Origin of the sequence: Bradyrhizobium aeschynomenes, assembly GCF_013178945.1 — a bacterium.
Taxonomy (GTDB): Bacteria; Pseudomonadota; Alphaproteobacteria; order Rhizobiales; family Xanthobacteraceae; genus Bradyrhizobium; species Bradyrhizobium aeschynomenes.
In genome coordinates this window covers 55041-67899 of record NZ_JABFDM010000003.1, presented here as the reverse complement: position 1 = coordinate 67899, position 12859 = coordinate 55041, and the positions used below count along the sequence as shown (strand labels likewise).

The window sequence follows — 12859 nt, the reverse complement described above, 5'->3', positions numbered from 1 at the left end:
AGCCGGTCATCTCACCGCGCGCGGCGCGCCATCCGCTCGCGTCCACCGGGCGGCGGGGTGATCGGTGCCGCCTGCATGTCGCCATTGGCGGTCGTTCCGAGCTGCGGCATCTGCAAGGTCACAGTCTCCGCCGCCTTTTGCAGCAACGCCTCGCGCGGCCGCAGCGACTGCAGCACCCACCCCTCATGCGCGGCGCCGACGCGCAAGCGGAGCGAGGCCTGCGACGACGCGTCGACGAAGATACCGAAGCTTTCCTCGTGGCCGATCACCGTGCCCACGAGCTGGAGGTTCGGTCGTTCCGGCTCTTGCGGCGGCGGAGGCGGCGGCGCCCGCATCACCATGGCGGGCGGAGCGACCGGAGGCGGCCGGCGCGACGCCGAGAAGATCGGACGGTCGCGCGTGGCCGAGAGAGCGCTGATCGGAACATCCCACAGCGGATTGGCACTCTGGCCCGCAACGACTTGTACGCCGGGAGCGACAGACGCGGCCGGCGGCGGGGAGCCGGGTGCGGCCTGCACGACCGCCGCAGGCTCGAGACCATCCGCCGTCTCGGCCAGGGCTTGGCCGAGCGAGGCAGCGATCATGCAGATGGCAGCAATGGTGACGAGACCTGAGCCGACGAGCGATCGCATCACATGCTCCCTTGCCATTGGCCCGACACGGTGACCAGCACCGTCAGCCGCCCCGCGCCGCCCGCGGCAGCTGCCAGCGGTTGCTGCACGTGCAGTTGATCGACGAAGAGAAACGGCAATCCGGCTTCGAGGTCGTACAGCAGCTCCTGCAGCGCCGGTTGCTCGAGCTCGCAACTGGCGACGACGCTGATCAGGTTGGCGTTGCCGCGTGGCTGGGGCAGTTCGACCTGGGTCGAGAGCACGCTGCCGCCGGCTTTGCTGATCGCTTCCGTCAGACGCTGCACCAGCGCCGCTCCTGCGATGGTGACCGTTCGCCCTTCGACGAACACCGATCCGCCCGGAGTCGTCGCGCTGCCAGCGGCGGAACTGCCGCCCGGCCGTTTTCGTTCCGAAAACTGCGCCAGCTGCGCATGGGTGTCGTTGAGCTGGCCGCGCTTGGCGATGAGATCGACGACGCCAGCGGCGCCGAGCCAGAGCAGCGCGATGATGGTCACGCCATAGAGAATCGCAGACGCGGCCGGCGAGCCCACGAAGATCCGGCGCAGCGATGTCGACCAGTTCATGCCCGGTCTCCGAAATAGGCGTTGATGCGCGCCTCGATATGGAAGCGCTCTCCCGCTTCGCCGGCGGTCCGCGTCGTCGGCGCGTAGAAGGTGGCGCGGCTGAACTGCGGCGACTGCTCGATCAGCCGGATCAGCGCGGGCGCGTCCTTGGTCAAGCCGGAGATCTGCAGCCGATCGTTCTCGATATGCATCTCGACGACATACGTCTCGTCGGGGAGGATCTTCGACAGCGTATCGAGCACGATCACGCTCGCGGGGGTGGTCTGCTTACGCTTGGCGAGCAGCCCGTCGGCCGCGATGGCTCCCATCGCGGGCCGCAGGGCGGCGCGCAGCCGCGTGACCTGCGCCTGCGTGTCCTCGAGCTCCCCATCCAGATATCCGCCGACCAACGTCGTCGACACCAACAGCAGCGCAGTTGTTGCTGCGACCGACAGCCAGCCGAGCTTGAGCACGCGCCCAAGATCACGGCCGCCGGCGAGCGACGAGCGAAGCGAGGTCTTGAATATCTGGATGGGGAGGCTGTCGGCCGAGCCGACATCGGCCGTGATGACGAGTTTGGCGGCACCGACATGATCGGCGAAGGCGAGCAACGGCTGGGCCAGAGCGCGCGGCGTCGCCGCGAGCGTCAGCGCGATCCGGTCATTGGCCGCGCGTGGGACGCTATAGCCATAGAGGACCTGATCGAGATTCCACGGCGTCAATCTGCCGATCTGCGTGCGGATCATGCCCTCCAGGAATGGTTCGGCCTGCTTTGGAAAATCGAGCGGGCGGACCAGAACGTTCTCGGCGGCCAGATGAATCTCCACCGCGGCGCCACGGAGCGTCCGCAGCCATTCGGGCGAAAGCGCAAGGTGCGCTGCCTCGTCCGAAAGCCTCACCTTCGCTTGTGCAAGCATCGGTTTCGCCTGCGACGCAGCCGCTACCGTCAAGACGACACGATCGGGCTGGTCATGCCGAATCAGAACCCGCGGACGTCTGAACTGCCGGTCGGCCACCGCTTCAAGCGCGGTCGCGACGCTTGCCGTCCACATGGTCAGTCCGCGCTCGATCGTTTCGGTGAGCTTCATGGCATTCTCCGCGCCTGAAGCGCCCCTCTCGGTTGCGGTCCTTCATCCTGCCGCGCCAGCAGCCGATATGGCTCCTCGCCTTCGCCGGGAACGATCACCGCCGTCGCAGCGTGACGAAGCCCGCCTGCCGGACCGACGACGACGCGCAGCCGGTAAGCCTTGCTCCTGCCCTTGGCGGCATCCTTCGCAGCCGGCCCCAACGTCCTGGCGAGCGTATCGGCATCCTGTGACAGCGACGCGCGCGCGTTGAGGAAATCCTTCAGGATCAGTGGCGTCATTCCCGGCAGCGCGGCAACGACCTCCGGTGCAGCGATCGTCGGATCGATGCCGGGAGAGCCGTTGAAGATGGTCACAAGCGGAAGGACCCGATCGACGAGCGATGTGGGAATGCCGAGGACGAGCGCCAGCTCGCCGACATGCGCGAACGGCGCCAGGCGTGGCACCCGCTTGAGGCCGGCCGCGGCATAGCGCGCTTCCTCCGCCTGCGCCTTCGCGGCATCGGACGGCTTGGAGCGCCAGGCAACCACCCGCTCGGCATGATCCTTGGCAGCATCGCGCTCGGCGCCCAGCGTGACGAAGAGATTTTCGAGCATGTCCTTCGAGGCGGTGTTGAGATCGATACGCGCGGCTTCGTTGACGAACGAGACCGCGATCTCGTTTCCTGCAAGCGCCAGACGGAAGCCGCCCTGCCGCGGTCGCTCCTCTTCCTTGGACAGAAGCAGGCGGTAGGCCGACAATTCGATCGCCGCCGAGACCAGCGCATCGGCCTCGATCGCTTCGTCCTCGAGCCGCAGCAATCGCGCCGAGCTGCCCAGTTGCTGTGAGACGACCACGACGAGGGCCGCCAGCGCCGCAAGCATCCACAGCGCCGCAATCAGGATGAAGCCATCCTGATCGCGGCACCTTTCGGCAGAACCTCTGGTGAAGCAGCGAACCGGCATCAGTCGATCGGCTCGCTCTTGTTCGACTGAGGCGGCTCGCCCGCGGCCGGCGGCCGGCTTGCGGTGCTGCCTGCTCCCGAATCCGCGACGCCGCCGCCCGGCGTATCGACCTGGATACGGACCGCGCTGACGAGAACCGCAGCGCCGCCACGGTTGTCGTCGTAGACCGTCATGCGCACGGCCGACGGCAGCCTGGTCGCATCACGCCACTCCGTCGTCCATGCCATCGTCTTGTCAGCATAGGCGAACGACATCCGGAACGGCGCAGACAGCAGCACCACGGGATCGCTGAACCGGAATTGATCGGCCACGGGTTGTCCGACCGACACGGGCTCGAACGCAGCGCGAGATCGCAACAGAGCGCGCTCGCTTCTCGCGCCATCCGCGCCGATACGCACGATGTCGAGGCCATGCCCGGCATTGGGTCCGAGTTCGGCGCGAACGAACGTCGCCGTGAATTCCTCGCCCACGAACAGCGGTCCCTTCTGCTCGCGATTGGCCGATACGAATTGCGCAGCAGCGAAATCATCACCGACCCGCCGCAACGCAGCGGCAACCATCTCGGCGCGCTGCACGCGATCCAGGCCGCGCTTCCAGGCCGGCAGCCATTGCGACGTCACCGCCGCCAGCGCCGATAACACGATCCCGGCAATCGCGAGCGCACCGAGCGCCTCGATCAGTGCGAAGCCCTGCTCTTGCGATCGATCGGATCGGGCGGTCATCACCGCGCTCCTCGCACCAGGCGAACCGTCTGCACGTCTGCGACCACGCCCGAACCCGTCTTGACGCGCAAGGTCACCGCCTCGGGAATCCACCCGGTCTGTCCGGCCGGCTCATTCCAATCGCCGCCGAGCGGCCTGACCTGCAGCGCCACCGCCCCGGAGCCGGAACGCCGGTCGATGCTGCCCGGCTGCAGAGGGCTGCGATCCGCCAGCATCGTTGCCAATGCCAGCCGCATGTCGGTGACGAGGGTGACGTGCTGTTCGAGCTTGCGAACGCTGGCCGCGTTGCGCGACACCACCGCGCCGATGGCAATGATCGACACGCTGACGATCGCGAGAGCCACGAGCACCTCGATCAGCGTGAAGCCGGCTTCGCCGTGGTCGCGGATTTCAACCATTGGCGAGCGCGCGCGAGACAATGTCGATCCTCCCTGTCAGCCAATTGACCCTGATTTCCAGGCTCAGATCGGCGCGCGACAACGTGATCGCCCCTCCGCAGGACAGGCCGTCAGGGAAGAAGCTGATCGTCGCCAGCACCGGCCGATGCTGGCAGCTGCGCGGCAACGTCGCCAGGAAGGCGACGTCGTCGGGCAGCTTCAGCGCAGCCGCGCCGCTGCCGGAGCGGATCAGGCGGCGCGTCGTGTCGATCGCAGTGTCGACCCGCGTACCGGTCCGCATCGATGCAGCCCGGTCCGACTTCAGCAGTGTCACGGCCTGGAGTGCATAGGCCTGCAGCCGCGGCCGCGACGTCTGCCGCGGCAGATAAGGCAGCGCGACGGACGCCAGCAGCGCGACGATCGCGAGTACGCAGACCATCTCGAGCAACGTAAAGCCGCGCTGGACGTCGTCACTCACTGCGCGCGGCTCGTTTGCGTTCCCAGGACGACGTCCGCGGCCGTTCCGCTGCCGCCCTCCTGGCCATCGGCGCCATACGACAGAATGTCGTACGGGCCGTGGTCGCCCGGCGCGCGGTAGACGTAGTCGGTATTCCACGGATCTTTCGGCACCGTCCCACCCTTGAGATAAGGACCGTTCCAGGCGCTCAATCCGGCCGGGCGTTGTGCCAGCGCCGCGAGGCCTTCCGAGGTCGAGGGGTAGCGGCCAGCATCGAGATAGAACAGGTCGAGAGCTGCCGAGAAGCTCTGCAGTTGAATCCGCGCCGCCTTGGTCTTGGATTCGCTGAGGTAGTTCAGAACGCGCGGGCCGATCAGCCCCATGATCAGTCCGATGATCGTGATCACGACCAGCATCTCGACCAGGGTGAAGCCGCGCTCGTGTTCGCGCGCGGTTCTCCTGGCCGGCTCGATCTGCGTGTTCGATCTCATGTCCTTCTCCTCGATAGCAATCAGCCGACCAGTTGCGTCACGGAAAGCAGCGCCGTCATGATCGAGACGATCAGGCCGCCGACGACCACGCTGATGAGCAGAATGGCGGCCGGGCCGACGATGCCGACGACACGATCGAGGCCGCGCTGCAGCTTGGCTTCGTAGAATTCGGCGATCCGGGTCGACAGCGTCGGCAACTGGCCGGTCTCCTCGCCAAGCCGCAGCATGCGCAGCGCCATCGGCGGCAGCACGTTTTCGGCCGAGAGCGCCTGGGACAGCTTGCCACCGTGACGAACGCGATCCGCTGCGGCGGACCACGGCGCGCGCGACGAGGTCACCGCCATCACGTCGGCGAGAATGCGCAAGCCTGCGCTCAGATTGACGCCGCAGCCGAGCAGCAGGCCGAGGTTCCGGCAGAACAGACTGGTCCGATAGAACATGAGGATGCTGCCGATGCCGGGCGTCAGCGCGAGCGCGTTGGCCAGGCCGGCGCGAATCGCCGGCTGGCGCAACAGCCACCAGCCTGCCGCAATCAGTGCCGCGCAGCCGAGTGAGATCGCGGCTGCATTGGCGCGCAGCAAATCCGACAGGGTCATGAAGAAGCCGAGGGCGGTGTCGGCACGGCCGCCGAAATCGCGCAGCACTGCGGAGAAGTTCGGCAGCACGGCCACGAGGAAGAACAGCATCACGCCGATCGCCGCGAGGAAGACGAAGGCGGGATATTGCATCGCATCGGTCAATTTGCGGCGCGTCGCCTCCGACCGCTCTCGTTCACCGGCCAGCGCCGTCAGCACCTGATCGAGCGTTCCCGATGCTTCGCCGACGCGCATCAGCGCGACATACATCGGCGAGAACAGCCGCGGCTGGGCGGCCGCCGCATCGGCGAAGCTTTCGCCGGCCAGGATCGCCGCGCGGAGCCGTGCCACGACAGGACGGAGGCGGCCGATGTCGGAGTCGCTCGACAACAGGTCGAGCGCGTCATCGAGCCGCGCACCGGCCTTGAGCAGCAAGGCCAAATCGCGGGTGAACGTGGTGACTTCAGACGCAGAGGGCGTGCCGAACGCGAAACCGGATGCAGCCCCCGTCCGCTCTCTCTCCTCGACGGTCTCGATCGGCAGCAGCTGCAGATAGGAGATGCGGCGTTCGACCTCGCCGCGCGACGGCGCGACGAGTGATCCGACGACGATTTCACCAGATTGTGTCAAGGCGCGATAGCGGTAGCTGGGCACGATCCACCTCACCGCGCCACGAGGACACGAAGCAGCTCGGATGCCGAGGTGACGCCGGCTCGGCACTTGGCGACGCCGTCGTCGAGCATCGTCGTCATGCCTTCCTTGATCGCCAGCCGATCGATGGCGAGGCCGTCGGCACCGTCGGCAATCAGCTCCCGCAGGCTGCCGGTCAGCTCGAGCAGCTCGAAGACGCCGACCCGGCCGCGATAGCCGCTCTGGCCGCATCGCTCGCATCCGGTCGGGTGCCAGGTGACATCGCCGGGGACGAGGCCGAGATGCCCGAAACGCGGATCGTCGCGACAAACTTCCTCATCAAGGGCCTTCGGCGTCTTGCAATGGTCGCAGAGCTGGCGCACCAGCCGCTGCGCGATCACCGCGCGCAAGGTCGAGCGCAGCAGAAAACCCTCGACGCCGAGGTCGAGCAGCCGCGGCACCGCCGCCGCCGCGGTTTCCGTATGCAGCGTCGTGAGCACAAGATGGCCCGTCAGCGCGGCATGGACGGCGACATGCGCCGTCTCGCTGTCTCTGATCTCGCCGACCATGATGACGTCGGGATCCTGACGAACGAAGGAGCGCAGCGCGCTCGCAAATGTCAGTCCGATCGCGGGCTTGATCTGCGACTGGTTGATGCCGGGGATTTCATATTCCACCGGATCCTCGACGGTGAGGATCTTGCGCTCCGGCGTGTTGAGCATGGACAGAATCGTCGCCAGGGTCGTGGTCTTGCCGCTGCCGGTCGGCCCCGTGATGACGATCATGCCGTGCGGCAGCGTGATCAGACGCCGGAGCGCGGCGTCGTCGCGGGTCGCGAGGCCGAGGCGACTCGCGACGAGCTGCGAGCGATCCTTTGGCAGGATGCGCAGCACGGCCGATTCCCCGTGCTGCGTCGGCATGACCGCGACACGGACGTCGATCTCGGCACGGCCGGCGCGAATACGCGCGGCGCCGTCCTGCGGCAGGCGCCGCTCGGCAATGTTGAGGCCGGCAACGATCTTGATGCGCGAGATCACCGCCTGCGGCAGCACGCCCGCGGGCGCCACGATTGGACGCAGCAGCCCGTCGACACGCAGCCGGACCACGAGCCCGGTCGAGAACGGCTCGATGTGGATGTCGCTGGCGCGCATCTCTACAGCCTTCTCGATCAGATCATTCACGGCGCGAACGACCGGCGCGCCGCTGGCGAGATCGCGCAGGCTCTCGATATCATCGTCCAGCAGCTCCCGGGCCGGAGAGATCCCGGCTTCGTCGGAATCGCCGAGCCGCTGGTCGAGAACCACGGCGATATCCTCATGGGAGGCGACTTTGAAAAGAATCTGCGGGCCGAGCACCAACTCGGCGGCCCGGCGCACCGCCTGATCGGTCGGGTCGGCCATCGCAAACACGGCACCGCCGTCGGGGTCCTTATAGGGATAGCCGAGCACTTCGCGCAGGAAACGGTCCGAGAACTCACTCACCGCAGGCAGCGCAGCCATCAGTTCGCGCAATGCGACGCGTTCCAGCCCGGTAAAGCTGGCGGCCTCCTCGGCGAAGACGTCAGCAGTGAGGCCGAACCGTTCCCAGAGCGCGATCTGCGTTTCGCCCGCACCTCGGCCCTCGCCCGTCGCCTGAGGATGGCGCTCGCGCAGATAGGCATGGAATTGCGTCGACAGCGTACCGCTCATGGCGTGATCCGGGTGGCGCCCGTGCCGACGCATCGTCTCGGCACCCCGCAACTGGCTGCCGACGTTATCGATCGCGAACATGACGGCTGTACGAATGCGGACGGCGCCGACAATTCCAACACACACCTCACGCAAAGGCCGGCAGCGTCGGGCGAAGATACATAAGTGTCACATTGGGCCGCTATGCAGGCTGCCAGGTCCAACCAAGGCGCGTGCCCGTTCGACCCGGCAACACGAGTAGATCGGCAAGTTCATGTTTCGTATCGGCAATCGAAGCCAGTCCGCTGCGGTTGTCCGTCATGCCTCGTTGCTTGCGACGGCAGCGCTGCTGGCGTCGTGCAACATGGCAACCCTCAACTCGCAGGCCAGCGCGCCGGCGGATGTCGATGTCATCGACAAGGTGCGCTCGATCGACATCCTGCCGCGCGACAATGCACCGGTCGCATCGATCCAGGGCCGCCCCGAGGTCGAGCGCGCGAGCGCACGGACTTATCAGGGGACGACGATCCAGGAGGTCGCCGAGGCCAGGCCGCTTCCGGCGGCCGACGGCAAGGGGTACGACCTCAACTTCGAGAACACGCCGATCGCGGTGGTCGCGAAGGTCGTGATCGGCGACATTCTCGGCGCGGGCTACGCGATCGATCCCCGCGTGCAGGGCAGTGTCAGCCTGGTCTCGGCACGGCCGGTGCCGAAGTCGGACATCCTGTTCGTGCTGGAGAGCGCGCTGCGCCTGTCCGGTGTCGTGCTGGTCCGCGAGGGCGGCAGCTACAAGCTGACCCCGCTCGGCGACGCCGTCGGCGGCGGACGCGTCGATGGCGAAGCCGGCCGCGCCGAACCCGGCTACGGCGTCTCCGTCGTGCCGCTGCAATATGTCGGCGCGCAGACGATCTTGAAGCTGATGGACAGCTTCGCGACCCGCGCCGGCAGCGTACGCGCCGACACCACCCGAAACCTGCTGCTGATCCAGGGCACCGGGGCGGAGCGGCGTTCCGCGATCGAAACCGTCATGAGCTTCGACGTTGACTGGATGCGCGGCCAGTCGGTCGGCATCTTTCCGGTCAGCAACTCGGCCCCGGAGCCGCTGATGGCCGAGCTCGAGAAGATCATGGACTCCGGCGAGAACGGACTGAGCCAGAGTCTCGTCAAGCTGCAGGTCGTCAGCCGCCTGAACGCGATCATGGTGGTGACGCGCAAGCCGGCGCTGCTGCAGAGCGCGGCGACCTGGATCCGCCGGCTCGACCAAGCCGATTCCGGCCGCACCAGCGTCCACGTCTATCGCATTCGCTATGGCGACGCGCGCCAGCTCGCCAAGGTGCTGACCGACATGTTCGGCGGCGCCGGCTCGTCCTCGACCGACAGCTCCGACGGCCAGACTGCGCCGGGGTCGGACGGCACGTCGACATCCGTCGCCGACCGGTTGTCATTCAACACCAATGCGACGGGATCGTCGAGCTCCGCCGCCAATCCTTCGAGCCGGACGCAAGGCGCGGGCGGCCTGTCCGGCATACAGTCTTCAGGCCCATCCGGCAGCCCGCCGACGTCGACCGGCTTGGAGCCTCGCGCCGGCGGCAGCGGTGGCCAGTCCTTGATGCCGAGCATCCGGATCACCCCGGACACCGTGAACAACTCGCTGCTGATCTACGCCGACCGCGAGAACTACCGCATCATCTCCAATACGCTGCAGCAGCTCGACCAGCCGGTGCTGCAGGTCGGCATCGAGGCGACCATCGCCGAGGTGACGCTGACCAACGAATTGTCCTACGGCGTCCAGTCGTATCTTTCCAGTAAAGTGCTCGGCCTCGGAACCGACAAGGGCTCGATCACCAATACCCAGGCGACATCGGTCGCGACCGCCACGACATCGGCAGCAACGTCGGCGCTGATCAACCGCGCTCTGCCCGGCTTCAACTTCCTGATCGGGAACGAGGCCTCACCCAACATGATCCTCGACGCGCTTCACACCGTGACCAGCGTGAAGGTGCTGTCGAATCCGTCGCTGGTCGTGATCAACAACCAGAGCGCCACTTTGCAGGTCGGCGACGTCGTGCCGGTCTCGACCGGCAGCGCCACCGTGCTGTCGTCGAGCAACACCGTGGTCAACACCATCGACTATCGCAACACCGGCATCATCCTGCGCGTGGTGCCGCGGATCGCCGCCAACGGCAACGTCCGGCTCGAGATCGAGCAGGAGATCAGCAATGTCGCCGCGCAGACCGCGGCAAGTCTCACGCCGACGGTGTCGCAGCGCAAGGTCAAGAGCGCCATCTCCGTCGCCAACGGCCAGACCGTACTGCTGGCCGGCCTGATCAGCGAGCAGCAGAACGGCAGCCGCAACGGCATCCCCGGCTTCGACGAGATCCCGGTGCTCGGCGACGCATTCTCGCATCAGGGCAAGAAGGGCACGCGCACCGAGCTCATCATCTTCATCCGGCCGCAGATCATTCGCGACGGCAGCGATGCGCATCAAGTGGCCGAAGAACTCCGTTCCAAGCTCCGCGGATCGGTCGGAGCGAGCATTACGGATGATTTGCGTGTCCGCACCACCCGCTGACCCCCGCCAGGTGACCCATCGGACGATCCGGCGCCTCGCGATCATTTGCACGGCGGCAGGCCTGTTGCTCGGCGCTGAGGCAGCGCCAGTCCGGGCCGATGCGATCAGCACCGCACGTAGCGCCTATGCGCGGGGCGACTTCGTGCGCGCCGTGCGCGCGCTGACCCCGCCCGCACTGCGCGGCGATGCCCGGGCGCAGGCGATGCTCGGCTTCATGTACGAAAACGGCTTTGGCACCCCGCAGGCCTACGAGGTCGCGAGCGACCTCTATTGCCAGGCCGCGGCGGCCGGCAATCCCTTTGGCCAGGCGATGCTCGGGCTGATGTACGACAAGGGCCACGGCGTTCCGCAGGACGTGGTGCTGGCCTACAAATGGTTGAACCTTGCCGCCGGACATGCCGGGCCGGCCCAACGCAGCTACTATCTGCGCCTGCGCAACGCCGTCGCCTCGAAGATGTCGACCAGCCAGATTGCCGCGGGCCAGGCGCTCGCGCTGAGCTGGACACCCGGCCAGCTCTGAGGCCTTGCGCGATCGAGCTACGACAACCTGATCCGCGGATCGCAGCGGCGGGACAACGAGTCCTTCATCCCGCACCCCGACAGCGCAGCAATGCCTACCAGATCATCATTGTTCAGCCGGTCGCCTGCCGTGCAGCGTTCAGGACCGGCGCCGTGATCCCCGAGAGCCATGGGAACGCCGGTCAGATGACCGCTCCACATCTCGAGAACGGCTCCTCGCTGGAGCACCCGTGTTGCGCGGCATCCGGTGCTGGAGGCCAACAGCCTCGGTTGTTGACATAGCGCAACCCTCGCTGCCGCCGCTCGCGATACCGATGTCCGCGGGGTAGGTACCAGGAGGCCTCCATGAAGACGTTGTTCACGCTCGCCCTCGGCATTGCGGTGATGACGGCCGCATCCGCTTATGCTCAAGGAACCGGTCCCGTAGCGACGCAATGCGCCACAGACATCCAGAGCCTCTGCTCCGGGAAGCAGCACGGTCAGGGACAGGTTCGCGCCTGCCTCGACACCCATCGCGACAAGGTCTCCGCCGACTGTCGCGCCGCACTCGACACCACCGGCGGCGGCCAGGGCAAGGGACCGCGGCGCTAGCCTGGTCGCGGGCCACGATCCCTCGACCAGCCGGCGATCCTGTGGCAGATCGGGAGACCCGGCCGGTCTGTCACAGTCGGATTCCGTGATGTCGTCGAAGCAGGACTGGACGCACGCCTTCCCGCCGCTGCGGCAGTTGCCGGAGGAGATCTTCGCGCAGCTGCGCGAGGCCAGCCTCATCGTCGAGCTCCCCGAGGGCAGCCGCATCTTCGGGCCTGGTCAGGCGCCGGAATCGTTCCTGCTGCTGCTCGACGGGACCATTCGCGTGCAGCAGACCTCGGAGTCCGGCCGCGAGATCGTGCTGTACCGCGTACAGGCGGGAGAAAGCTGCGCCCTGACCACGGCCTGCCTGATGGGCTATGAGGAATACCAGGCGGAGGGCATCGCCGAGACGCAGATCCGCGCCGTGGCGATACCACGTGCGCTGTTCGACCGGCTGATCGCGACCTCGCGCGAATTCCGCCAGTTCGTGTTCACCGCGTTCAGCCGCCGGGTCACCAATCTCTTTCGCGTCATCGAAGAGGTCGCGTTCGAGCGCATCGACGTGCGGCTGGCGCAGAAGCTGCTCGAACTCTCCGGAGCGAAGCAGCAGGTCGTCGCCACGCACCAGGATCTCGCCAACGAGCTCGGCAGCGCGCGCGAGGTCGTCAGCCGGCAGCTCAATGAGTTCGCCAGGCGCGGCTGGTTGCGAATAGCTCGCGGAATTGTGGAGATCACCGACCGGCCGGCGCTCGTCCGCCTGGCCCAGCATGGTTAGGAGCCGGCTCGACTTCGTGACTTAGTTACAGACCGTCGCCCGACGCCGCTCTATCGTTTGCAGCATCGCAACGCCAAAGGGGAGCGTGACATGACACAGAACATTGGCAAGATCGACCGGCTGCTCAGGATCATCGTCGGACTGGCGGTTCTCAGTCTCACTTTCGTCGGGCCGCAAACGATGTGGGGCCTTCTCGGCCTGATCCCGCTCGGCACCGCGCTGGTCGGCTGGTGCCCGCCCTACGCGATGCTCGGCATCAACACCTGCGGAACCAAGTCCAGCCCGACGTCATAGACCG

General features: G+C 66.9%; 15 protein-coding genes. 5 read left to right on the top strand and 10 right to left on the bottom strand.

The window, feature by feature from the left end:
* Window positions 1-11 precede the first annotated feature (11 nt).
* The 10 genes from HL666_RS09330 to HL666_RS09285 are packed head-to-tail and all read right to left on the bottom strand — an operon-like array spanning window position 12 to window position 8143.
* Window positions 12-632: a general secretion pathway protein GspN gene (locus HL666_RS09330; protein ID WP_172181075.1), complete on the bottom strand. Its 621-nt coding sequence runs from the start codon at window positions 630-632 to the stop codon at window positions 12-14.
* Window positions 632-1195 carry a type II secretion system protein GspM gene (gene gspM / locus HL666_RS09325; protein ID WP_172132162.1) on the bottom strand — a complete coding sequence of 188 codons (564 nt, stop codon included), beginning with the start codon at window positions 1193-1195 and terminating at the stop codon, window positions 632-634. Before gspM ends, HL666_RS09330 begins: the two co-directional genes overlap by 1 nt.
* On the bottom strand, window positions 1192-2262 hold the full coding sequence (locus tag HL666_RS09320; RefSeq protein ID WP_172181073.1) for a PilN domain-containing protein: 1071 nt from the start codon (window positions 2260-2262) through the stop codon (window positions 1192-1194). The genes gspM and HL666_RS09320 overlap by 4 nt, the downstream gene beginning before the upstream one ends.
* On the bottom strand, window positions 2259-3203 hold the full coding sequence (locus tag HL666_RS09315; RefSeq protein ID WP_172181071.1) for a type II secretion system minor pseudopilin: 945 nt from the start codon (window positions 3201-3203) through the stop codon (window positions 2259-2261). The genes HL666_RS09320 and HL666_RS09315 overlap by 4 nt, the downstream gene beginning before the upstream one ends.
* On the bottom strand, window positions 3203-3925 hold the full coding sequence (locus HL666_RS09310) for a PulJ/GspJ family protein (protein WP_172181069.1): 723 nt from the start codon (window positions 3923-3925) through the stop codon (window positions 3203-3205). Before HL666_RS09310 ends, HL666_RS09315 begins: the two co-directional genes overlap by 1 nt.
* Window positions 3925-4323, bottom strand: a complete 399-nt coding sequence (locus HL666_RS09305; RefSeq protein ID WP_172113131.1) for a PulJ/GspJ family protein — start codon at window positions 4321-4323, stop codon at window positions 3925-3927. Before HL666_RS09305 ends, HL666_RS09310 begins: the two co-directional genes overlap by 1 nt.
* On the bottom strand, window positions 4316-4780 hold the full coding sequence (locus HL666_RS09300) for a prepilin-type N-terminal cleavage/methylation domain-containing protein (protein ID WP_172113130.1): 465 nt from the start codon (window positions 4778-4780) through the stop codon (window positions 4316-4318). Before HL666_RS09300 ends, HL666_RS09305 begins: the two co-directional genes overlap by 8 nt.
* Window positions 4777-5250 carry a type II secretion system major pseudopilin GspG gene (gene gspG / locus HL666_RS09295; RefSeq protein ID WP_172113129.1) on the bottom strand — a complete coding sequence of 158 codons (474 nt, stop codon included), beginning with the start codon at window positions 5248-5250 and terminating at the stop codon, window positions 4777-4779. The genes HL666_RS09300 and gspG overlap by 4 nt, the downstream gene beginning before the upstream one ends.
* Before the next feature lie 20 nt (window positions 5251-5270).
* Window positions 5271-6479 carry a type II secretion system F family protein gene (locus HL666_RS09290; RefSeq protein ID WP_172181067.1) on the bottom strand — a complete coding sequence of 403 codons (1209 nt, stop codon included), beginning with the start codon at window positions 6477-6479 and terminating at the stop codon, window positions 5271-5273.
* An 8-nt stretch (window positions 6480-6487) separates the two neighbouring features.
* Window positions 6488-8143: a GspE/PulE family protein gene (locus tag HL666_RS09285; protein ID WP_172132154.1), complete on the bottom strand. Its 1656-nt coding sequence runs from the start codon at window positions 8141-8143 to the stop codon at window positions 6488-6490.
* Between the two features lie 253 nt (window positions 8144-8396).
* Between HL666_RS09285 and gspD the strand changes: the two genes are divergently transcribed.
* The 5 genes from gspD (at window position 8397) to HL666_RS09260 (ending at window position 12855) form a co-directional block, all read left to right on the top strand.
* Window positions 8397-10694, top strand: coding sequence for a type II secretion system secretin GspD (gene gspD, locus HL666_RS09280; RefSeq protein WP_172132153.1), 2298 nt, complete (start codon window positions 8397-8399; stop codon window positions 10692-10694).
* Complete coding sequence (locus HL666_RS09275; protein WP_172113125.1) at window positions 10666-11214, top strand: tetratricopeptide repeat protein; 549 nt, start codon at window positions 10666-10668, stop codon at window positions 11212-11214. The genes gspD and HL666_RS09275 overlap by 29 nt, the downstream gene beginning before the upstream one ends.
* 344 nt (window positions 11215-11558) lie before the next feature.
* Window positions 11559-11804 (top strand): cysteine rich repeat-containing protein, encoded by a 246-nt coding sequence (locus HL666_RS09270; protein WP_172113124.1) that lies wholly within the window; start codon window positions 11559-11561, stop codon window positions 11802-11804.
* 88 nt (window positions 11805-11892) lie between these two features.
* The gene (locus HL666_RS09265; RefSeq protein ID WP_172113123.1) at window positions 11893-12561 is read left to right on the top strand and encodes a Crp/Fnr family transcriptional regulator; all 669 of its coding nucleotides are present in this window, start codon (window positions 11893-11895) and stop codon (window positions 12559-12561) included.
* A 90-nt stretch (window positions 12562-12651) separates the two neighbouring features.
* Window positions 12652-12855: a YgaP family membrane protein gene (locus HL666_RS09260; protein WP_172113122.1), complete on the top strand. Its 204-nt coding sequence runs from the start codon at window positions 12652-12654 to the stop codon at window positions 12853-12855.
* The last annotated feature ends 4 nt before the right edge of the window (window positions 12856-12859 follow it).

What these genes read in the sequence shown, in the direction of transcription:
- gspD (WP_172132153.1), top strand. Translation starts at nt 8,397, where the DNA reads ATGTTTCGTATCGGCAATCGAAGCCAGTCCGCTGCGGTTGTCCGTCAT.
- HL666_RS09310 (WP_172181069.1), bottom strand. Translation starts at nt 3,925, where the DNA reads ATGACCGCCCGATCCGATCGATCGCAAGAGCAGGGCTTCGCACTGATC.
- HL666_RS09305 (WP_172113131.1), bottom strand. Translation starts at nt 4,323, where the DNA reads ATGGTTGAAATCCGCGACCACGGCGAAGCCGGCTTCACGCTGATCGAG.
- HL666_RS09270 (WP_172113124.1), top strand. Translation starts at nt 11,559, where the DNA reads ATGAAGACGTTGTTCACGCTCGCCCTCGGCATTGCGGTGATGACGGCC.
- HL666_RS09330 (WP_172181075.1), bottom strand. Translation starts at nt 632, where the DNA reads ATGCGATCGCTCGTCGGCTCAGGTCTCGTCACCATTGCTGCCATCTGC.
- HL666_RS09275 (WP_172113125.1), top strand. Translation starts at nt 10,666, where the DNA reads ATGATTTGCGTGTCCGCACCACCCGCTGACCCCCGCCAGGTGACCCAT.
- gspG (WP_172113129.1), bottom strand. Translation starts at nt 5,250, where the DNA reads ATGAGATCGAACACGCAGATCGAGCCGGCCAGGAGAACCGCGCGCGAA.
- HL666_RS09285 (WP_172132154.1), bottom strand. Translation starts at nt 8,143, where the DNA reads ATGAGCGGTACGCTGTCGACGCAATTCCATGCCTATCTGCGCGAGCGC.
- HL666_RS09260 (WP_172113122.1), top strand. Translation starts at nt 12,652, where the DNA reads ATGACACAGAACATTGGCAAGATCGACCGGCTGCTCAGGATCATCGTC.
- HL666_RS09320 (WP_172181073.1), bottom strand. Translation starts at nt 2,262, where the DNA reads ATGAAGCTCACCGAAACGATCGAGCGCGGACTGACCATGTGGACGGCA.
- HL666_RS09315 (WP_172181071.1), bottom strand. Translation starts at nt 3,203, where the DNA reads ATGCCGGTTCGCTGCTTCACCAGAGGTTCTGCCGAAAGGTGCCGCGAT.
- gspM (WP_172132162.1), bottom strand. Translation starts at nt 1,195, where the DNA reads ATGAACTGGTCGACATCGCTGCGCCGGATCTTCGTGGGCTCGCCGGCC.
- HL666_RS09265 (WP_172113123.1), top strand. Translation starts at nt 11,893, where the DNA reads ATGTCGTCGAAGCAGGACTGGACGCACGCCTTCCCGCCGCTGCGGCAG.